We start from the raw sequence: 20,671 nt of genomic DNA on the forward strand, positions 1-20,671 counted from the left end.
GGGTCTTAACACCTCATTATGAATTCGATGTCGGACTTCGCCGTTACTCTGACAACACTAAACATTTCAACATGAAAACACTAGCACTCACCTTGGCCTTTGTTCTGACGAGCTTGGCAGGGCCAGCAAAATCTCCGGACCGCGTATCTATGACCTTGCGCAACAACACGGCAACGTCTATTCCACTCGTCATTCCAGGAGTGATGAATCCCAATCTTTCTCCTTTCAGCAACAGCGGCGTGACCGTGGCGGTGGGGCAGAAATTTTACTTCTACCCGAAGGGTAAGAAGTTCATGGGTAAAAAGGAGTTGCTTTTTGAAGCGACGCCTGAACTTGAAGGCAAAACGCTCATTGTCAATAAGCTCATCAAAGAGCGGATGGCAGAGCTGACAGACTAAAGTACCTCTTGAACGCGGTATAAGTTGCCGCGGAACTGAGCAGAACCGTCTACCGGCATACCCTTCAAGGCTTGAGCAAGCGGACTCGTGAGTCCAATGACCATGACCTCCGTATTGCTCACGGTTACGGAACCCATGCCGGTGGCAAAATAATACCACCGATCGCTAATGCGGGCCAACGCGCCCAGCACAACGCGGTCGGTGTTTTCTTTAGGGAGGCGCTGTAGAACCTCCCACTGTTTTTTAGCAGCGGAATATTGAGCGCCCAGCCGTTCTTGTTCCAACTGAATCATGGCTCGGCCGGTTTCGTGCTTGTCTCCGGCACTACTCTTCGTCTCACTGCCTAAATCGGCCTTGAGGGCATTGATTTGATCTTGAATTCCGGAGAGTTGCTCTTGAAGGAGCGATAAACAATGACTGTGTACCTCGGCTTTGACCAGCGCCGGCATTAGTTGCGGTATTCAGGGCCCAGGCTCATGTTGAGCTTGATGAAGTAACTGCGTCCCCAGCTGACCAGTTGTGCACCGCCTGGACTGTGGGTAGAATTGCTCACCTGGCTCACCTCTACCGTTTGAATATCGAAGAGGTTCTTGGCTCCTACAGACACGAAGACTCGGTTGTTCCAGAAGCCGCGTGAGAAGCTCAAGTGGGTCATGTTGTAAGGGCTCTGCTCGTTCAAAGTCAACACCTCATCACTGAGGAAGTAGTTCCCTTGTTTTCCGAAGTAGCGGAAGTTCAGGGTTACGTTGGTTTCAATCTTCGGTATAACGTAGGTAGCTTGGAGGTTCAAGTCTACCGTACCGATGTATTCCGTAGGCTCGGTCAACTCATCCCAGAAGGACTTGGCCCGAGTATAACCAGCTCCAAAAAGGAAGGTAAAATCATCGTAGAGCTTGTAGTCCAATTCAGCGTTAATTCCATCGGTCCATAGGCGGCCTACGTTGATGTACTCGTAGTACAGTGGGGCCGTCTGGGCCAAGGTGATTTGATTCTCAATATAGTTGTAGAAGATGCGTCCCCGAACCAAGGCCCGATGGGCTTCATTGGTCAACAATTCGCGCTCTACGGCGATGTACGCATTGTGAGAAGTCTCGGCTTCGAGGTTGGGATTTCCATGAATGTCGTGGTTCACGTCGACAAACTCGAAGTACTGTTCTTTGAGGTCCGGTGCCCGGAATCCTTGGGCATAACCCGCGCGTACGATTAGATTTTTATCTCCGCGATACACCGCTTTGATCGAAGGTAACACGGGATGATCAAATCGACTGTTCCACCCGACGCGCACGCTCGGCTGAATGGTCCAACGCTCATTGGGCATATATTGAGCCCCTACCCATCCCGCGATGTTCATCATTCGGGTTTCATTGATGGGCGTAGAAGAACTGTCGATGATTCGGTCGCCTGCTCCGGTTTCGTACTGCGTTTCCAAACCGTATTCCGCCTTCCAGCGATTTCCGTATTTCGCGGTGACGATGGTCCGGTTCAAAAGCGTGGTAAACTTCGAGGTATCCTGACCATCGGCCAGCACATAGTTTGAATCATTCTCGAAGTCAATGCGGCGATTCTCGCTGACGCGATCGTAAAGGTTGAAAGCCGTTACGCTGTTGAATTTGTGTTTTCGCCCCATATCAAACTTCAAGTGGGCCCTTGGATCGATGCGGCGCGTATAGAAGTACTGATCAAAAGAGTAAGGCTCAAATTGTGGGCGCTTGACTTCTCCGAGATCTCTTACCAGTTCATCAAAGTATCGAACCGAGATGCCGAATTCCAAGCTTTTCTTGCCGTAGTACTTGAACTGAGCGTCTCCACCGATCTGCTCCTTTGGGTTCCACATGCTTTGGGAAGAACGCAAGCTGTCGTCCGAAAAGAGCTGTGATTTATAGCGAAAGACGCTTCCGGAGAGCATTACGCGCCCCAATCGACCAGATAGGCCCAATGTGTTGCTCAAGAGCCCCACATTCTCCCATTGATTTTGTGTAGTGACCGACCACTCTGCGCCGTCGTTCTTCTTGGTGATTAGGTTGATAACGCCTCCGGCCGCGTTGGTTCCGTACCGGTTGCTCATAGCTCCTTGGACAATCTCCACGCGCTCCACATTGTACAGCGGAAGTTGGGAGATATCAATATTCCCGTCCAAACGGCCAATCACGGGCACTCCGTCGATCATGATTTGAACGTTGTTTCCACCAATGCCCTGCATGGTCAGTCCGGCCCCGAGCGAAGGATCTTGATTGACCCGAAGATTGAGCTGTTGCTCCAAGACCTCATCGAGCTGTTGGAAGCCCATGGTCTGAATCTGCTCCGCGTCAATAACCTTGACTTCGTGAACAGCCTTTTCAGCAGAAGTCGGTTCAAACTCGCCCGTCACGACTACATCCTCCAATTCGTAGGTACGAACGGGGTCTGTAGAATCAGGAGCCTCCTCTACCTGAGCTTGTGCCCAGGTAAAGGAGAGTCCTAATAAGATCGTTATGAGCGTTCTTGTCTTCAGAATTACTGGATGATCAGACGTTCAGTGGTTTGCGCTGTTCCTACGGTCATAGTAACTACGTACATTCCCGGTGCAGCGTCAAGTTGAATCGCTTGTTTGTTGTATCCGGTTTCAACGCGGAAGCTTTCCTCTGCCACAATGCGACCTTGCAAGTCAACGATGCGGTACGAGCCTTCTGTTCCAGCATCCGCCCAATCCAAGGTCAAGTTGACATTGCTGCTGGCTGGATTCGGGTACATGGCAAAACCGTTCAAATCTTCGATCTCAGGCGTACTCACGTACTGACCTAGATATTCTTTTTCCAATGTGATGATTCCCGTGCTTGATCCTTCGAAGTCGATGAACTGCATCTGGAAGAGGCTATCGCTTTCGGTAGTCACAAAGTATACGCGGTCGCTCAAGGTGATCCAGCTGAAAGATCCCAAATCAAAGTAACGCCAGTCGTGTCCAATCACATCAATGCTGTCTGTCAAGTCCGCTTCGTGATCAACAAATTCAACGCTTGATGGATCCACGCCATTGGCTTGGGCCACATATACATTTGGTGCGATCAATGCACCTCCTACATTGTACTCCAAGAAGGTTCCGTCTCCAGCGTCCAAGGATTGGCTGAAACGCGTGAACATCATATCCCAGCTGGTCGGCTCGATATCAACGACTGCGTTATTCGCCAAGGAATAGAAGACAATCTTTTTGCTGTACGCGGTTTGATCCAAGGTGCTGGTGATTTCATTTCCACCATCGAGATCTGCCCACTTAAAGGTGAAGGTTCCCAAGATTAGTGATTCCACCATGAACTTCTTGAAGGATCCGTTGCGGAGTTGAATGATGAATACACGGTCACCGATGACCTCGTGGCTTACAAAATCGTAAACACCCCATCCGAAGTCTGCAGGGTTTCCAGCAGCCGCTGGTGTGTTGAATGCTCCTTCAGACCAGGATACATCCGGGTTGCGGAGGTACTCCACGGTATCGTTGATGGTGACGGTATTGAAATCGCTTGCACTGGTCAACCATGCAGAAACCGGGCCTTGTGCTCCAGCGCCAGAAGCTACACCTTCGTTGATGAAGACACTCGCCATCGAAGGATTCACATTAAAACCGATGTCCCAGGCTTCTAGTGAAGAAGCGGATGTATTACCGCTTGAAAGGCTGTAATAGGTTTGATTGATGTAACCAGCGCCGACAGATACCTGATCGATCTGTTGTGCAGTAACTCCAAAAGTGACAAGGAGGAGTAAAGAAAGTACGGACTGTTTCATTTTATCTGTTTAGAACCATTCTTAATAACGCCGCAAATGTAGGGGCCAACACCCATTCGGCCAAGACTTTTGCGCTTTATTTAGAATCAATCTTCTTAATGGCGCAAAGATAGCCTCTATCGGCCGGCTGGTCAAAAGCAGCAAGCTGAATTTTATCAGGTTTTAACACCGATTGACGGCGAAAGGTTGGGGAGTTATAGAAGTTTATTTGGAGGTACTCAAGCCTTAGCTCTGAGCTGGTCGTAGAGACTCTTTGCCTGAGCAAGAAGCGTCGCGTCCGCTTCGACTTCTACCTTTCGAACCCCTGTATGCGGGGCCAGGTTTTGGCCCTCACGGGCCGATAACAATCCTCCCAAAGCACGCTCAACCACCTCATTGGGCTCAGCACAAAAGTCCTCATAGGCCACGAAAACCGTTTGGTCGTCCTGAATCTCCAAAGCATACCTGTACACCTCAATCCACAGCTTCAACCAATAGTTGATGCTCTTAGGATCGCCCTCCAATGGACCGCCCTCACCAAAGCAGAAGGGCTTTTGACCCCGACCAAACTCATGGTGAGCCAGCCAATTCATGTACTCCAGAACGAAAGGGTCTTCCTCTTGCATCTCCGAGTACTGCAGGTGCTTTTCCAAAAGCGATGCCGCTTGCGTGAGCGGGTCTCGGAAGAGGATCACCATTCGAAACTTCGGATTCAAGGCTCGGACCGATGCATAGCGAAGCAAAAAGTTGTTGTTCTTGGCCACGTAGACGCGCTCGTTCTCGCCACGCACAACAGCCTGATAATCCAGATACTGCGCGTAGGCCTCCTTGGATAGATCGTGCGTGCGCAAGCAATCTTCCTCCACGTATTCGCTTTCGGTCACCGCTTTAAAGAAGACCTCTTCTAAAGCCTCGCTGGAATCCAGACCCACCATGACTCCGTCGCCATGGCTTCGCTCAACCTGAACTTCGGCCTTGGGACTATACAACCTTGCCCACGTTGTCGGCGCCAGCACAAAGGGCATATTGGCGTAGCTCAAAGAAGCGAAGGAACCGCGATTCATCACCGCATTCAAAAAGCTGGTGGTTCCCGCTCGCGCCAGACCAGAAATGATGAGGAATTGAGCCTTCGGCTCGATGTTCTTTTTCCGCGCCGCGTGGACATCGCGCCGCAAAAGGCGCAGGCCTACATGAGGATTGTCCAGCGCTAGATGGTGAAGCAACTGAGCCAAGGGCGAATAACCTGAGGAATTCTGGCTCTTTGGGCCAAAAGGAATGACCAGGGGTAACGTTGCCCCCACGGAAAGGGCCACCACATTCCACACCCCACTCGGTGCAAAAGGCCGGTCTTCGATAAACCACTCTTGAAAAGCAAAAGGAAAGGCCGCGGCAGACCCAAAGGCCAGCAGCAGTACCCCAATCACGGCAAATAGAGCTCCCGTCAACCGTTTGGTTCGTCGCTCAATGGTTGGAAGCTTTTCTTCATCCGTCCCCGGCGCTAAAAAAATGTCCAGCAAGTGCACGCTCGACTCCGCCAAGGCGAAGAAGCGCTTGGTGAAAATGCGGACGATCACCATAAAGACGACCCCGGCCCAGCCGATGATCAGGTAATCGACCATCAGTCCTTCTTACGGAATCGTTTCTTGATTCGGATCCAAATGATGTATCCGAAGCTAAACGCCACGATCCCCGTGATGACCAAGATGAGTACAATGGTGCCGGCTCCGAGTCCCGGGCCGATGTAAAGCAAAGGTGCGCTCATAATTCAGGTATAATTCGCGTCCAATTGGACAAGTGGTGGTATCCTTCGTGCTGCGAAGAAAGTACATTTTTATACAAGACCTCGCCGTCCTTCAACACCCACAAAACAGAGCTGTTTTGTTCCTCAACAAAGACAGACCCATCAGGCAACCAATCGGCCAGACTTTCAGTTGTCGAGTAAATGCGGTTGGCCTCAAACGTTTCTTTCTCGATGAATTCAACCTCATCCGTATCGAGGTGGTAAAAGACAATATTGGAGTAGTGATCCCCCGCATTTTTGCGCTCCAATCCAATCGGCAAATTGGTCTTGGTCTTCTGCCAGGTCACATGGGCGTTGTTGTTGAAGATGCTCAAGGTCGAATCATTCACTACATCGACATCGTGCTGGGTATAAAACGGACCCTCCAATACGCGGATCACCTCACCCGTTGAAGGGCGGTAGTGCATGACCACGCTGATGCACCGCATGCTCAAAAACAGATCTCCCTTTTTCCAATACGGTCCGTCGGCCAGTACGGGCTCCACATCGTTCAAATGCAGCGGATCCCAGGCCTGCCCGGTTTTCATCAACAAATGGGTCAAGTCGTTTTCCACCAGAATATCGGTCAGCGACTTGTGGTAGAGGATATGACCTGTCTTGGGGTCAATCTGACTCACCGTATTGTCAATGTAGTTCAAGTCTCTTCCGTTGAGCTTGACCAGACCTCGATATATGATGAATCCCTTGGGCTCCTTGTCGTAGGTACAGGCCCAGATCATACTGTCGGCATCAAAGTTCAGCCCGTGGTGGTGAGCAATGGTGTCTTGTTTCCACAGCCGTTCACCTTTTGCATTGACAGCAAACAGTCCGGTGACCCCATTTAGAGAATAGATTAAATCCCGGTTTCGGGTCATGATCGGGTGGATGATCCGGTTCTGCGCGCGCTGGATATTGGTGATGGTCCAAGAATGCGCTACGGAATCATTCCGGAAGTTCAAGACGTCCAACTTTCGCTCAAAGTCGCCGGTGGAATAGGTGACCAATCCCCAAACATCTCGGTCCAGGCGATTGATGGGCTCAAAATTCTCCGGTGTAGGCACAAAGGTCTTGGGCAGCTCTTTGACTTCTTCAACCGTCTCTTCAAAGAGGTCGAAGAAACTCACAAAGGTGACCACGGTCGAGTTCACCTTGGGCCCCCATCCCAAGTCACCTTTGACAGCGCCTTTGACCACCCATCCGAAAGCGGAGAGCAGGAAAAGAACCACAACGGTTCGAGCAAAAATCAGGATTACGCGCTGCATGGCCGCAAAGGTAAGGAAAGCCCCACGAAACGTGGGGCGGATTCTCAATGCACTTGTAGCCCCGCCGCGACTCGAACGCGGATCAAAAGTTTAGGAAACTTCTATTCTATCCCTTGAACTACGGGGCCAATTTCGTTTTAAAGATAATTTTTTGCGCCTACGGCGCGATGCTCCACCTCAAGCCGCTCGCAAACAAAAACTGCCACCCGAAGGTGGCAGACTTATGGAATGGCTTGGTGGGTAATACTGGATTCGAACCAGTGACCTCCGCCCTGTCAAGACGGCGCTCTAAACCAACTGAGCTAATTACCCAATGAAGGACGCCAAAGATAATGCTTTCCAAGAATAAAGAGTTCAGGATGGAAATTAAAAACTCAATCCTGTACCTTTGCCCCTCGCTGGCCCCGTAGTAGAATGGATACTACGTAGGTCTCCGGAACCTAAGATCCAGGTTCGATTCCTGGCGGGGTCACGAAAAGGAAAAAGCCGACTCGATGAGTCGGCTTTTTTGGTTTAGGTTCTATACTTCTTTGGTGTTATCCACCCAATCGGTAACGAACGTTGAATCCCCAACCTCCGCTTTCAAAATCTGTGTCCTCAATCAGACGAAGAGCTGGGCGATAATCAATACTTAAGGACAGTGGAATAGTGTTGAATTGATACTCTAATCCTGCCTCAAAAGGAATGGCCAAGCGGAAAGGATCATCCAACCCCAAGCCAACTCCCGCTCCGAGGTACCAGCTAAAGGCTTCTCCACCGAGAGGGCGATACAAAAAGTCATAAAGAGCGTCCACATAAATCCCCCCGTCAGCAAATGCCAAATCGGCGTGAACACGACTAAACTGACCTACCGGCCCAACATAATCCAAGGCGACCCCGGTATTGCCGGTAAAGCCTCCAAAACGGACTCCGAGCTCATGCCCTTGTCCAAAACTAAAGCCCACTGTTCCGAGAACGAAGGCTACAATTAATAAGGTTCTTTTCATCTTTTATGGGTTTAGTTGAGTGTTGAATTTACACTTTTTTACGAATCAATAGGAAAATTTTCTGGTACATGGCGCCTACTCCGAGCAGAGTGCGAAGCGGATTTGTACCGAGTTTTTTGGCCAGATACCACTGGTTGTAGATGAAGCCCACACCGTAGGTGGCGAGGGTTCCGTAGGCAGCTCCTATCGTGCCGTAGGCACTGATGAAGAGGTAATTAAAGAGGATGTTTAAAATCGCTGAGAACAGGACAAAATAGAAGTTGACCTTCTGAAGTCCAATGGCATCCAGGACGACTCCAAACTGCCGGGCATAGGGGATAAAAAGGGTGTAGAAAATGGTCACCCTCAAAATATCTACCGTGTCTAAATACTTTGGGCCAGCCAAGACATTGATGATGAATTCCGGAAAAATGAGCACGATTAGAGCGGTGGGTAGGGTGAGCGCCATAATCCCCGAGACACTTTGCTCATACAGTTCCGTGGCCACCTTGATGCCTTCTTCCCTAACGCGTTTGGTGAGTTCCGGAAAGAGCATGCTCGCTACAGAGAGTGTAGGAACCTCGACCAAAGAGGAGATGCGAATAGCTGGATTGTAGGCGGCCACTGCCGAGGTGCCAATCATACCGCCCAGGAACCACTGATCAATATTCTTCAAGGACTGAGCGCTGACATTGGTTCCAAAAGTGTACTTCCCATAGTGGAACAAATCGCTGGCCGTTTCCCGATCCCATTTCATTTTAAGAGGAGCCAAGAACCGAGTTAGGATCCAGCCCACTAAGGCACCGACTCCTTGAAAGACGACAAAGGCGATCGATAGCTCAGTCAAATCAATCGGCATATCGGTGAACCAGAGTATCGCGATGTAGCCCGTGAACCCACCTCGTCGAATGAAATGAGACCAAAAGAATCCACGAAAAGTCCGGTTGGCTTGACCTAGGTATTCGAAATGCCAGAAAAAAGGAGCCAAGAAGGAGCCAACAATCTGGATGTAGAGCATTTGAGCTAATTCCGAGGCTCCCCAGAGCGATTCCGCCGGTTGGGCCAGAGTCAAAAAGAGCAGGGCTTGAATGACCGAGAAGATCATGCTCAGTCCAAAGCTACTCCCTTTGATCTTGGTCTTTTCTTCTTCGGAGTTAGCGTGATTAATGCCGCGAATTAAGCCGTTCCTCAAGAATCCATTCCGGAGTACTTCCAATATGGTGATGACACTGATGAACAAGGCGAGTGTTCCAAACTCTTCCTTGGTCGTGGCCCGGGCGAGGATTAAGAAGTTGACCAAGCCAAAGGCCATGGTGCTGAATCGCTGTCCTATGGTGTAGACTCCCGATCTCAGCCAGTAATTGCCTTTGATTTTGGAGGAAACACCCATTAATCGAGAAAGCTTTGGTATCCAGAGTCTCGCAAGGCATGTTCCACTTCATCGGCATTGGCGATGAATCCAGAGAGTTTCTTGGTTGTGATTTTTTTCAACGCCGCTTCGGGCTCGTGGTAGTCCAATTCAAGGAAGCTGAAAACGCGTCGCATGGTTTCCGGGTGCTTGGTGTTGTCCTCGAGGTCCTTTTCATACGATACGTAGAGAAAGTCCAATCCTTCGAGCACCTCGGCTTCAAAGCGATCTAATGAAGCGGACCGACCCAATTGAACCAGGAGGTCATCAACGTCCAGGTGCATTTTCTCCAAAGGTGCATTTTGACTTCCCTTCGCGGCGTGGTAGGTCATTCGGTGCTCAGCGTACAGCCGTGAAAGAACTTGCCGCAAGTTGTTCTCGCGCCGCAAGTGAATGAGTTTGTAGCCATCATCTATCAAAGCTTGTAAGAAGGCCTTAGGATCGGGAAGGTCCTGAAGGTCTCGAAGCTGATAACTCAGCAACTTGAACCCATAGACGGCTTTCGGGGAAAGTCGCTCCCGTGTTCGGACTCGATTTTTGGTTTGAAGTACTTTCTTATTCAGGATCTCGCCATCACAGAAAAGATCTGGATGGGAATTCATCAAGCTGACCAGGAGGGTTGTGCCCGAGCGACCTTTGCCAAACAAGACAAATTTGGCCTCAACTTTCCTTCCTTTCAAAGCCGCCTTAATCGAGTCTTTCGCCTGAAGGACATACCCCGCAACATGGATGCTTAGCCACTTCTTGGATTCGAATAAAAGCCGCTTAAGGGACATGGGTTGAGGAATAGGTTCGCTCTAAGTTAGGACAACTTATTGGAACTTTTGGATGATCCGATCCAATGAAAGAATCGAGGACCCTGGGGTCAAGTGATAGGCATTCAGGCCCGCTTCTTTTGCTCCTTCGACGTGCTGAGGCGAATCATCAATGAATAAGGTCTCCGATGGTTCCATACCGAGTTCCTCCATGATTTCTTCGAAAATCTCGATTTCGGGTTTCCGGTATCCCACAAGGTGACTGTAGTAGGTACGTTCGAAGATGTACTCAAACTCGCTGTACTCGTGACCAAACTTCTCGTAGATCTTGTCCAGATGAATTTCGTTGGTGTTACTCAGCAAGACCAGTCGATATTCATCGCGCATATCATCCAGCAGATTGATGTGCTTCTGGGGTAGATCCAAGAGCATCGCATTCCAAGCATCGTTGATTTGGTCATCACTTAGATCTTTACCACTGATGTTGCGGATTTCGTCGCGAAATTCATCGGCGCTTAGGTCACCAGTTTCAAACAAGTCAAACGTTTCGGATTGCTTGAGCTGTGAGTAGCGATTCTCAAAGTCGTCAAACCCAAGTTTCTTGAAGGCCTCTTCGGTACGGCGGTAATCGATCTCTAAAAGAACACCGCCAAGGTCGAGGATAAGGTTGCGAATCATTCGGTAGGTGGTTACTCTTTGCAAGATAGTCTTTGAAGGTCTAACTTTGCAAGACTTTTTTGCTGGTCCTATAGCTCAGTTGGTTAGAGCAACAGACTCATAATCTGTGGGTCGCAGGTTCAAGCCCTGCTGGGACCACAACCAGAAGCGAAGCCCGTTCCGCGAATGCGGGGCGGGTTTTTTCGATTGACAGAAGCCGAGCTTGCTTAGGACTTCTGGAAAAAGAGAAAAATAACGAGCGCAGCGAGGGCTTCGCTTCTGTTGTGAAGCCCCCCTTATTTCAGCTTCTTGCCGCGGTAGCGGCAAAACCCCTGCAAGCGAGTCGGGGTTTTTCGTCGGACGCTTAGCGGACCAAGGTGAGAAACCCGGTCAGGTCCTTCAATCCTTCGACCGAAAGAACATAGTAATAAGTGCCCTCTGAAAGATCTCGAGGAGACCAGTCATTCAAGTAGTTAATTCGGTCGTATACCTTGGTTCCCCAACGGTTGTAAACGCGAAAGGTATTCAGGCGGCCAGCGAGTCCTTGAATGATGAAGACATCATTGTTTCCGTCTCCATTGGGAGAAAAAACATTGGGAACCTGAATCGTACAGCCTTCCAACTCATCAGTCAAGGTAATGCGCTCGCGAGAAGAACAGCCTTCTTCATCTTCCACTTCAAGATCGTAGTCTCCTGGACCTAGTCGATCAAAATAACCCGAAGTGAAGAAGTCCAATCCGTTCAGCGAATACTGCAAAGCACCCGTACCTCCGGTCGCCGAAAAAGCGATGATTCCGTTGATCTTTCCGCAATTAGGGTTTGTCGCCTCATCAAGGTTTATGGATATGGGCTCCGTACCGATGATCTCTACCTTAATCGAATCAAGACAACCTCGAGCATCTTGAACACGGACGGAGTACACCCCGGAAGGAAGATCATTGAATTCAACGGTTGATTCGAAAGGCACACCGTTCAGTTGGTAGGAATACGGGGGCTGTCCTCCGCGCGCATCAATGAAGATGGAACCGCGCCCACATGCAGAACTAAATTGAGTGCTGTCTAAATTCAGTTTGGGCAAGGAGGCCAAATACTCCTTTTTGGACGCCGATCCAACGGCATTTCCCGGCAGGGTGCTCACAAAGGAGTAACTGGCAGACGACCAATCGTATTCAACGAGTGTCGAAAATCCGTTTTTATCAATATCGTAGACCGTCATGAAGGTCCGTTCGTTTCCGCAGCCATCCGAAATAGTCGAGAGACCGTTGTCCGGAATAAATGGACCACCCAACAAACCCGCAATACCTGTGCTGCTGATTGGAGGTGACAAATCTACCCGAGCCAGTGAGTCTGGATTTCCGAGCGTCGTGTAGAGCTCCCCATCGTAAAAGGTTAAATCGCCTACAATGCTTCTTCCCAGATTTCCAAGCTCAACGACTTGGTTGCCGGTCAGGCTGTAGGTGAAGATTCGGCCATTGGCATTTCCGGCATAGAAGATACCATTGGCATCCGTTGTCAAGGCCCGGTAATTGGAAGAGCCCGCCTGAGGAGGAAAGTTGGTCACCTGAGTTATTGCTCCAGAAAGGGTATCAACTTCATACAGCTCACCAAAAACGGACAAGACGTATAGCGAACCGTTGGGATGAAAGCTGATGTCTGTTCCGTTTTGCTGCCAGATGGGTTGATGGGTGACGTAGAGTGTCGCCGTTCCTGTTGCCACTTCTATTCGGAAAATTTGATTGTCGTCATTGTAGTGATAGAGGTTCTGACCACTAACGGAATGCACAACGCACAGCGCCATGAAGACAAAGAATCGTGTGAGTAGGGATACCGTGGAACGCATAACAGTTGGTTAACCCCCTGTATATGAAGATGTTCAATTTCCCGCCCAACCCTTTAAAAACGTATTGCGTACATTTATGGTGAAAAATACCATAAGTATGCTCCGCCGAACGACTATCCTCTTGTGCCTTGCGCTCGCAAGCCCCGCCATTACTGCCCAATCCGTCTATGATGACTTCGAAGGAAACGGAAACATCGTGACCTGGTTTGGCGATGATTGTGTCTTGAATACATCATTTGGAAACCCCTACAACCAAGGCTCCAACACCTCTGCGACCGTGCTCGAGTATCACGATCAAGGGGGTCAATACGCGAACGTCCGATTTGACGTTGCCAGTAACTTCATCTTCAGTTCGGGACATACCTTTACCGTAGATGTCTATGTACCCTCGGCCGGATTGACCGGAAGTCAGCCCAACCAACTCTCCCTAAAACTTCAAGATGGAACCCTAGGTCAACCGTGGACCACACAGTCCGAAATCATCAAACCGATTGTTTTGGACCAATGGCAGACCTTGACCTTTGACTGGGTCAACGACAATTGGGTCAATTTGGATCCGGGCTCGGCTGCTCCCTCCACCCGCACAGATTTCAATCGAGTCCTTTTCCAGTTCAACGGGGAGAACAACAACGACATAGTTCTGGCGTACATCGACAACGTGAGCTACGACGGAATCCTGGACACGGCAGGAAATCAACCCCCCGTTCTCTACGATCAACTCGTATGGGCCGATGAATTCGACACTCCAGGCATGATCGATACCTCCAAATGGTTTCACCAGACTTTGCTCCCCAACGGCAGCAGCTGGTACAACGGGGAACTCCAGCACTACACGGATCGAACGGACAACAGCTATGTAGACCAAGGGAACCTTCACATTGTGGCGAAAAGCGAAAGCTTTACCGATCAAGGAGTCAATAAGCAGTACACCTCAGCCCGGTTGAATTCGAAATTCGCCTTCACCTATGGGCGCATTGAAGTGCGCGCCAAGCTTCCAACGGGAGCGGGAACGTGGCCGGCAATCTGGACCTTGGGCAAAAACATCGACGAACCCGGTGCCTATTGGACCGATGATTACGGAACCACCCCATGGCCCGCCTGCGGCGAGATGGACGTCATGGAACATTGGGGCGTCAATCAGGACCACATCTCAAGTGCCGTCCATACCCCCTCCAGCTTTGGAGGAACGGTCAATACGGGCGGATTGAATCTTCCAGGCGTCAGCAACAACTTTAATGTCTACGCATTGGACTGGTATCCGGATCGACTGGATTTCAGTGTCAATGGATTCATCTTCTACACCTACGAGCCCACCGTATACGACATGACCACCTGGCCCTTCATCGCCGAGCAATATATTCTCCTCAACGTGGCGATCAACCCGGACATCACCTCCGCATTCGTCGAGAGTGACATGGTTATCGACTATGTTCGGGTCTACCAATCCAGTGCCGTGGGCCTCGAGGAATCGAAGCCTGAGTCCGAGGTGAAGGTTTATCCCAACCCCCACATCAACGACTTTGTGATTGAGGTGGAACAGGGCACATCGGGCCGTGAGGCCCATATCTATTCAAGCACAGGTATTCTGATTCAGAGCCTACGGCTCGATGCGGGTTTGAACCACATTTCCACCGAAGGATGGGCCAGAGGAATCTACTTCTTACACGCTCCGGAGATCAAAAGCGACCCAATTCGACTTGTAAAAATGTAAAAAGTACCTTTATTACTCAGGATTTACGGGGCCTAGCGGCTGAAAGCAGGAAAAAACAGGGAAACTTATGGTATAATTCACCAAAAGTTACTACTTTGCCAATCCTTCATGTTGCATTAATCCGTATTTAACCTTCGGAACAGGCCATAAAAGGTGAAGGACACACTTACTAACTGACCTATGAAGAAAAACTACTATCTGAGCATTTTGGCACTCCTATTTATGTGCCCGACTTGGGTGAGTGCACAGACTCGTACTATTACGGGTCAAGTACTCGACAAGGCGACCAGTGAACCTGTGCCAGGGGTAAACATCTTGGTTAAAGGATCAAACACTGGAGGAGCCACCGATTTCGATGGCTATTATCAATTGGAAGCAGCTACTGGTGATACGCTGCTTTTTTCATTTCTAGGCTACAAGGACGTCACACAGGTCGTGGGCGTTACGAACGTCATCAACATATCTATGGAAGAGGACATCGAAGTACTCAACCAAGTTGTGGTGGTGGGATATGGAGCCGTGAAGAAAAAGGAATTAACTGGGGCGACCTCGACCGTAAAAGGAGAAGAGGTCACCAAGTTGAACATTCCGCGACTCGACGCTGCCTTGCAGGGTCAAGTAGCAGGGGTGAACATCGCAACCAGTTCGGGTTCTCCTGGGGGCTCTTCCGTGATTCGAATTCGCGGACTGAGCACCTTTGGGGATAATGATCCTCTGATCTTGGTAGACGGTATTGTCTACGATTCGGAAGGCCTGAATGCCTTGAACCCGAATGACATTGCCTCGATCAACGTATTGAAAGATGGTACCGCAGGTATCTATGGAGTACGGGCCGCCAACGGGGTAATCATCATTGAAACCAAAAAAGGAGCAGCGAGTGAAGCGCCACAAGTGGAGTTCAGCGGATACTATGGAATCCAGCAAACGGCTCGTCAGTTGGGCCTTCTGAACGCCTCGGAGTATGCGGTGATCAAAAACAACGCCTTCGCCAACGGTGGTCAAGACCCCCCCTTCAACAATACGCAGTTGGGTGAGGGAACAGATTGGCAAGGAGCGGTTTTCCAAAACGCGCCCATCCAAAACTACAACTTGAGTATTACAGGAGGTACGGACAAAGCGACGTACAGCATCGGTGGATCCTACTTCGATCAAGAAGGAATCGTCGGTGGAAGCAAAGCAGAGTTTGAACGTTGGAATGGACGTGTCAACTTCTCTTTGCAACTCTCTCCGCGCTTGAAGTTCAACAACGTATTCCTCTTCACGCATGAAGAGCGCTCAACTTTGCCGGAAAACGGTATCGGCTCCGTTCTCTACAACACGGTGAACGCCTACCCCACTGAGCCCATCCGTCAACCCGATGGAAGCTTCAGCTACTTGGAATTGGTGAATGATATTATCAACCCTATCGCGCAGATGGAGAATACCTTCAACCGCACCTGGGTGAACAAGTTTGTGGGTAAAGAAGAGTTTGTATACACCTTCACTGATGAGTTGACGTGGACCAACCGCTTCAACTACAATTACGCTAGCGTTGACTACAAAACCTTCGGGCCTTTGGTCTGGTACGGTCCTGGTAAAGCGCAGAACACGGCATTAAATGCTGACCTCGATCCAACCATGGTGGAGATTGCGGATAGCGTCTTTATTGAGCGCGGCGCCAGTGTATATGAAAGTCGCGAAACGTATGTCGATTTGAACTTTGAGAGTTTCTTGAACTACAACCACCGCATCAATGAGCGCAGTCTTATTCGCGGTACACTCGGAGCTTCGGTCTTCACGCGTAAGGGTGAGGGTTTGAACGGTACAGCCTTCAACATCCCGAACAACTCGGTCGAATTCGCTGACATTAGCGCCAACCAAGCGCCCGGTGGGTTCTTGAACAACACGGGTTCTTTCCAATTCGAAGAGCGCCTATTGTCGGCCTTCTTGCGTGCCGAATACAGCTTGGATGATCGCTACTTGTTCTCGGCTATTCTTCGCCGTGATGGTTCTTCCAAATTTGGTGAGAACAACCGCTGGGGAATCTTCCCATCTGTATCTGGGGCATGGATTTTCTCTGAAGAAGACTTTTTTAATTCAGAAGCCATTGACTTTGCAAAGCTGCGCATGAGCTATGGTATTTCTGGAAACGACCAGATTCCAAACTTCAGCTATCGCGCACTATTGAACGGAGAAGGAAACTATGTCTTCAACGACGTGATCGTTCAAGGGGTAGCGATTGGTCGCGCTGCGAACCCCGACTTGAAATGGGAGACCACCCGACAGTTCAACGTCGGTTTGGATTTCTCCTTCTTCGAAAACTTCAACGCAACAGTGAACTACTTCATCAAGCGTACCAATGATTTGCTCTTCCAGCCACAAGTATCTGGACTGCTTGGAACCTACGGTGCCGGTGGTTTCCCGCCTTTCGTGAATGCAGGAGATGTTCAGAACACTGGGGTTGAATTGGAACTTGGGTACCAAACCAAGCCGATTAACAACTTCATCTTCTCAGCCGCCTTGAATGGCGCGTACTTGAAGAACGAAGTCGTGGCAGTTCCGGATGGAGTTGACTTCATACCTGGAGCCAACTTCGGAGTGGGTGGTAACGTAGCTACTCGCTTCGAACAAGGTTTCCCCATTGGATACTTCATCGGTCTGCAAACGGATGGTATTTACCAAAGCCAAGCGGAAATTGATGCTTCAGGTGTTAGTCAACCGGGAGCACAGCCAGGTGATCTGAAGTATGTAGATCAGAACGGCGATGGTGTGATCAGCTTTGGAGATGATAGTGATCGCGTACAAATTGGCTCACCAATCCCTGACTTCACTTTCGGCTTGAACTTAAACGGACGTTGGAAAGGTTGGGACCTCGGTGTTAACCTATACGCTGCTTTGGGTCATGAGATCATCCGAAACTATGAGCGTCAGCAGCCCTACGCCAACCAATTGGACTACTGGATCGATCGCTGGACTGGACCATTTAGTTCAGATGATATTCCACGCGTGACTACAGGAGCAACTCGTAACACAGAGTTCAGTGATTTCTACGTCGAGGACGGATCTTTCTTGCGTCTGCGTAACATTCAATTGGGATATACCTTCTCTGGAGATTGGTTGAAAAACATCCAGGCGAGCTACTTCCGTATTTACCTAAGTGCTAACAACCTCCTCACGGTCACGAGTTACCAAGGGTTTGATCCAGACATTGGATCAAACGGAGGACCCTTGAATTCCGGTGTGGATTACGGGTTCTATCCGCAAGCTCGTACGTACATGGGAGGATTTAGTATTCGCTTCTAAACAACACAGACATGAAAAGATTAGCACAGTACTTTTTAGTTTTTGGATCGCTCATGGCCTTGTTGAGTTGTGAGAAGTTCCTAGATGTAGAACCTGAATTCACTCAGGATGCAGAGAATTATTTTTTAAGTCCGCAAGATTATGAGTTGGCCCTTATTGGCGCCTATGACTTGCTACAAACCTCATTCCTGACACAGTGGATTGGAGAGATTGCCTCTGGTCATTCCATTGCCGGTGGAGAGAGTGTCACGGACACACAGGGCTTACACGAAATTGAAAACATGACGCACAATGCTCAAAACAATGAGCTGAGATCACTTTTTCAATTCCAGTACACGGGAATTGCCCGCTGTAATTACATTATGGAGAATAAGGACAACATCGAGTTCGACGAAAAGAATCGCGTCATTGGTGAAACCCGTTTCCTACGTGCATACTATTACTTTGAGTTGGTGAAGTACTTCGGTGGTGTTCCATTGATCGTTGACAAACGATTGGGCGCTGACGAAGTCACGGAAATTGACCGAGCCTCTGCAGCTGAAGTATACGCCCAAATCGAGGCAGACCTGGAGTTCGCGGCAGCTAACTTGAGCTATGGCCGTTTCGAAAAAGGGCGCGCGGACAAAGGAGCAGCCTTATCGCTGCTTGGAAAGGTCTACCTCTATCAAGACAAATTTGCGGAAGCGGCGACGGTCCTAGACCAAGTCATTCTAGAAGGAGGATATGGCCTCGTTCCAGAGTATGCGGACATCTGGCCAGTAGCCAACGAAAACAATGAGGAAACCGTTTTTGATATTGAGTACACTGGTTTAGAAGGAGGCTCTTATGACTGCTTCGTCTGTTTGGAAGGAAATGCCGCCGTTGGATTTCACGGAATCCGCCAGTTCGAAGGACCGGTATACGGAGATGGGAACAGCTACAATTTGCCTACAGCAGATTTATACAATGCCTTTGCGCCCGCTGATCCCCGTCGCGATATTACTGTTTTGGACATTGATGCGTGGATTGCCGACCAACCCAACCCTAGTAGCATTACATACGCCATCGGTGGTGGCGGACATACTGGATACTACAACAACAAGTATCTCAAGCGTCAAAACGAGCTCGGATTACCGGACAACGACCTTACTTCACCGGTGAACTATAAAGTCATTCGCTATGCCGACGTTCTCTTAATGGCCGCTGAAGCGCATAACCGATCAGGAAATGATGCGGCAGCACTTCCACTGCTAAACCAAGTTCGCGACCGTGTGGGCATGCCACCATTGAGTAGCGGTGGGTCTCAATTGACCGATGATATTTGGAACGAACGCGTTCTAGAACTGGGTGGTGAAGGTTATCATTTCTGGGACCTCGTCCGCACTGGAAGAGCACCACTAGAAATTGACGGCTTCATTGCTGGAAAACATGAACTCTTTCCAATTCCTCAGATCGAAATTGATCTGGCTGGTGGGAATTGGCAACAAAACCCGAACTATTAATTCATTAACAACTAAGCAAAATGATGAGCACGAACAAATGGATGAAAGCAATGGCTTTCGCAATCAGCGTCGGCTTTCTGATAGGAGGATCCTCGTGTAAGAAGGACGAACCATCTTTGGATGATCCGCCCAGTGATGCAGATGCACAATTTACTTATCAAGCGTCTTCGACAAGTGATAACATTATCGAGTTTACAGCAGCTAATCCAAACTACACCAACCAGTGGGACTTTGGAAACGGTACAACTGCTGAAGGTCACATGGTGACAGCAGAGTATCCAAATGCTGGAGACTATACCGTGGTATTGACGGTATACAACTCTGGAGGGTCGAACTCAAGCTCACAAGTCATCAACATCGCTGAGGATGATCCAGGTCTCTTGGACAATCCACTGTACGATTTGTTGACCGGAGGGTCTGATGGACCAGGTTCTAAGACTTGGGCGATTGATTCTGCCGCTGCCGGTCACTTTGGTGTTGGCCCGAACCCGTCTCAAAACGGAGATTGGCCTGAGTGGTATTCAGCCGGAGCCAATGAAAAGGCAGGAGCTGGATTCTACAATGACCGCTTCGTCTTCCACTTGAGTGGATTCGGATTTGACCAAGTCACCAATGGAGATATTTACCTCAATGCAGGTAGCCTTGGAGACTGGCCAAACGCTGTAGAAAGTCCGGTAGGAGATTATATGTCTCCATTCGATGATCAATTGGGTGAAAACTGGACCATCGTTGAAGGTTCTGATACTACTATCTCCGTAAGTGGGCAGTCCTTCATCGGTTACTATACCGGTGTTCAGACCTACCGCATCATCAACATTGAAGAAAATCAACTCTTCTTGCGCTATGAGGATCAAGCGGATCCTGGTTTAGCATGGTACATCCGCTTGGTTCCAGAAGGGTTCAATACAGATACCGGAACGCCTCCACCACCCCCAACGGCTTCTTTGCCTTTGGACTTTGAGACGTTCGAACCAGATTGGACTACATTCGGTAACAATGCGTACACGTATGTAGATAATCCTGATCAAAGCGGTATCAACACCAGCATGCGTGTGTTGGAAACCACTAAAGGAAATGAAGGATGGGCAGGTCAGTATGTTGACCTTGTTGACCCATTGGATTTCTCAACACAAACCACAATCAAGCTCAAGGTATGGGCTCCAGCTACTGGAACCTTCCGCATGAAGCTCGAAGAGCAAGCCGATGCAAACTCTTTTGTGGAATTGGATGCAACAGTAACCACGGCCAACGCCTGGGAAGAAATCACCTTCGATTTCGTCGGGTCGGCCAATACTTTTGACCGCCTAGTCATCTTCCCCTCTTGGGATGTGGGTAGCGGTGGAGTATTCTACGTAGACGACATCGTTCAACAATAAAGTGTAGTAGTGAAATGGGGGTTA

At 49.5% G+C, this 20,671-nt stretch carries 16 protein-coding genes and 4 tRNA genes; 7 read left to right on the top strand and 13 right to left on the bottom strand.

What is annotated here, in order from left to right; genetic code table 11:
• The first annotated feature begins 71 nt into the window (after positions 1-71).
• Complete coding sequence (locus HZ996_02385) at positions 72-398, top strand: hypothetical protein (GenBank protein QTN38034.1); 327 nt, start codon at positions 72-74, stop codon at positions 396-398.
• Here the strand turns inward: HZ996_02385 and HZ996_02390 are convergent.
• The 8 genes from HZ996_02390 to HZ996_02425 form a co-directional block, all read right to left on the bottom strand.
• Entirely contained in the window at positions 395-847 is a 453-nt protein-coding gene (locus tag HZ996_02390; GenBank protein ID QTN38035.1) for a hypothetical protein, read from the bottom strand. The genes HZ996_02385 and HZ996_02390 overlap by 4 nt on opposite strands.
• Entirely contained in the window at positions 847-2,781 is a 1,935-nt protein-coding gene (locus tag HZ996_02395) for a TonB-dependent receptor (protein ID QTN38036.1), read from the bottom strand. Before HZ996_02395 ends, HZ996_02390 begins: the two co-directional genes overlap by 1 nt.
• Positions 2,782-2,891: 110 nt before the next feature.
• Positions 2,892-4,151 (bottom strand): T9SS type A sorting domain-containing protein, encoded by a 1,260-nt coding sequence (locus HZ996_02400; protein ID QTN38037.1) that lies wholly within the window; start codon positions 4,149-4,151, stop codon positions 2,892-2,894.
• A 218-nt stretch (positions 4,152-4,369) separates the two neighbouring features.
• Positions 4,370-5,749 (bottom strand): hypothetical protein, encoded by a 1,380-nt coding sequence (locus HZ996_02405; protein ID QTN38038.1) that lies wholly within the window; start codon positions 5,747-5,749, stop codon positions 4,370-4,372.
• A complete protein-coding gene (locus HZ996_02410) occupies positions 5,749-5,892 on the bottom strand; it encodes a hypothetical protein (protein ID QTN38039.1) in 144 nt (47 codons plus the stop codon). The genes HZ996_02405 and HZ996_02410 overlap by 1 nt, the downstream gene beginning before the upstream one ends.
• Positions 5,889-7,172, bottom strand: a complete 1,284-nt coding sequence (locus tag HZ996_02415; GenBank protein ID QTN38040.1) for a hypothetical protein — start codon at positions 7,170-7,172, stop codon at positions 5,889-5,891. Before HZ996_02415 ends, HZ996_02410 begins: the two co-directional genes overlap by 4 nt.
• Positions 7,173-7,228: 56 nt before the next feature.
• Positions 7,229-7,300 (bottom strand) — tRNA-Arg (locus tag HZ996_02420).
• 106 nt (positions 7,301-7,406) lie between these two features.
• A tRNA-Val gene (locus HZ996_02425) sits at positions 7,407-7,484 on the bottom strand.
• A gap of 88 nt (positions 7,485-7,572) precedes the next feature.
• On the opposite strand from HZ996_02425, the gene HZ996_02430 reads away from it, so the two are divergent.
• A tRNA-Arg gene (locus HZ996_02430) sits at positions 7,573-7,644 on the top strand.
• Positions 7,645-7,708: 64 nt separating this feature from the next.
• On the opposite strand, the gene HZ996_02435 is transcribed toward HZ996_02430, so the two are convergent.
• From HZ996_02435 to HZ996_02450, 4 genes are read right to left on the bottom strand one after another with little or no spacing between them, the layout of a single operon-like run.
• Positions 7,709-8,158, bottom strand: coding sequence for an outer membrane insertion C- signal (locus HZ996_02435; protein QTN38041.1), 450 nt, complete (start codon positions 8,156-8,158; stop codon positions 7,709-7,711).
• A gap of 28 nt (positions 8,159-8,186) precedes the next feature.
• The gene (locus HZ996_02440) at positions 8,187-9,527 is read right to left on the bottom strand and encodes a flippase (GenBank protein QTN38042.1); all 1,341 of its coding nucleotides are present in this window, start codon (positions 9,525-9,527) and stop codon (positions 8,187-8,189) included.
• Positions 9,527-10,321 (bottom strand): Nodulation protein H, encoded by a 795-nt coding sequence (locus HZ996_02445; protein ID QTN38043.1) that lies wholly within the window; start codon positions 10,319-10,321, stop codon positions 9,527-9,529. The genes HZ996_02440 and HZ996_02445 overlap by 1 nt, the downstream gene beginning before the upstream one ends.
• 36 nt (positions 10,322-10,357) lie before the next feature.
• Positions 10,358-10,978 (bottom strand): HAD family phosphatase, encoded by a 621-nt coding sequence (locus HZ996_02450; protein QTN38044.1) that lies wholly within the window; start codon positions 10,976-10,978, stop codon positions 10,358-10,360.
• Between the two features lie 64 nt (positions 10,979-11,042).
• Between HZ996_02450 and HZ996_02455 the strand changes: the two genes are divergently transcribed.
• Positions 11,043-11,116, top strand: a tRNA-Ile gene (locus tag HZ996_02455).
• Positions 11,117-11,321: 205 nt separating this feature from the next.
• On the opposite strand, the gene HZ996_02460 is transcribed toward HZ996_02455, so the two are convergent.
• Positions 11,322-12,797, bottom strand: coding sequence for a gliding motility-associated C-terminal domain-containing protein (locus HZ996_02460; GenBank protein ID QTN38045.1), 1,476 nt, complete (start codon positions 12,795-12,797; stop codon positions 11,322-11,324).
• A 97-nt stretch (positions 12,798-12,894) separates the two neighbouring features.
• Between HZ996_02460 and HZ996_02465 the strand changes: the two genes are divergently transcribed.
• The 4 genes from HZ996_02465 to HZ996_02480 all read left to right on the top strand — a co-directional run bounded on the left by HZ996_02465 (position 12,895) and on the right by HZ996_02480 (position 20,647).
• Positions 12,895-14,508, top strand: coding sequence for a family 16 glycosylhydrolase (locus HZ996_02465; GenBank protein ID QTN38046.1), 1,614 nt, complete (start codon positions 12,895-12,897; stop codon positions 14,506-14,508).
• Positions 14,509-14,688: 180 nt separating this feature from the next.
• The gene (locus HZ996_02470) at positions 14,689-17,790 is read left to right on the top strand and encodes a TonB-dependent receptor (protein ID QTN38047.1); all 3,102 of its coding nucleotides are present in this window, start codon (positions 14,689-14,691) and stop codon (positions 17,788-17,790) included.
• A gap of 11 nt (positions 17,791-17,801) precedes the next feature.
• The gene (locus HZ996_02475) at positions 17,802-19,271 is read left to right on the top strand and encodes a RagB/SusD family nutrient uptake outer membrane protein (protein ID QTN38048.1); all 1,470 of its coding nucleotides are present in this window, start codon (positions 17,802-17,804) and stop codon (positions 19,269-19,271) included.
• 50 nt (positions 19,272-19,321) lie between these two features.
• Positions 19,322-20,647 (top strand): PKD domain-containing protein, encoded by a 1,326-nt coding sequence (locus HZ996_02480; GenBank protein ID QTN38049.1) that lies wholly within the window; start codon positions 19,322-19,324, stop codon positions 20,645-20,647.
• The last annotated feature ends 24 nt before the right edge of the window (positions 20,648-20,671 follow it).

It is taken from the genome of Cryomorphaceae bacterium (assembly GCA_017798125.1).
In the GTDB taxonomy this organism is placed as follows: domain Bacteria; phylum Bacteroidota; class Bacteroidia; order Flavobacteriales; family ECT2AJA-044; genus ECT2AJA-044.

Coding starts and splice junctions, on each gene's coding strand:
- HZ996_02385 (QTN38034.1), top strand. CDS start 72: ATGAAAACACTAGCACTCACCTTGGCCTTTGTTCTGACGAGCTTGGCA.
- HZ996_02390 (QTN38035.1), bottom strand. CDS start 847: ATGCCGGCGCTGGTCAAAGCCGAGGTACACAGTCATTGTTTATCGCTC.
- HZ996_02400 (QTN38037.1), bottom strand. CDS start 4,151: ATGAAACAGTCCGTACTTTCTTTACTCCTCCTTGTCACTTTTGGAGTT.
- HZ996_02405 (QTN38038.1), bottom strand. CDS start 5,749: ATGGTCGATTACCTGATCATCGGCTGGGCCGGGGTCGTCTTTATGGTG.
- HZ996_02410 (QTN38039.1), bottom strand. CDS start 5,892: ATGAGCGCACCTTTGCTTTACATCGGCCCGGGACTCGGAGCCGGCACC.
- HZ996_02415 (QTN38040.1), bottom strand. CDS start 7,172: ATGCAGCGCGTAATCCTGATTTTTGCTCGAACCGTTGTGGTTCTTTTC.
- HZ996_02435 (QTN38041.1), bottom strand. CDS start 8,158: ATGAAAAGAACCTTATTAATTGTAGCCTTCGTTCTCGGAACAGTGGGC.
- HZ996_02440 (QTN38042.1), bottom strand. CDS start 9,527: ATGGGTGTTTCCTCCAAAATCAAAGGCAATTACTGGCTGAGATCGGGA.
- HZ996_02445 (QTN38043.1), bottom strand. CDS start 10,321: ATGTCCCTTAAGCGGCTTTTATTCGAATCCAAGAAGTGGCTAAGCATC.
- HZ996_02450 (QTN38044.1), bottom strand. CDS start 10,978: ATGATTCGCAACCTTATCCTCGACCTTGGCGGTGTTCTTTTAGAGATC.
- HZ996_02460 (QTN38045.1), bottom strand. CDS start 12,797: ATGCGTTCCACGGTATCCCTACTCACACGATTCTTTGTCTTCATGGCG.
- HZ996_02465 (QTN38046.1), top strand. CDS start 12,895: ATGCTCCGCCGAACGACTATCCTCTTGTGCCTTGCGCTCGCAAGCCCC.
- HZ996_02470 (QTN38047.1), top strand. CDS start 14,689: ATGAAGAAAAACTACTATCTGAGCATTTTGGCACTCCTATTTATGTGC.
- HZ996_02475 (QTN38048.1), top strand. CDS start 17,802: ATGAAAAGATTAGCACAGTACTTTTTAGTTTTTGGATCGCTCATGGCC.
- HZ996_02480 (QTN38049.1), top strand. CDS start 19,322: ATGGCTTTCGCAATCAGCGTCGGCTTTCTGATAGGAGGATCCTCGTGT.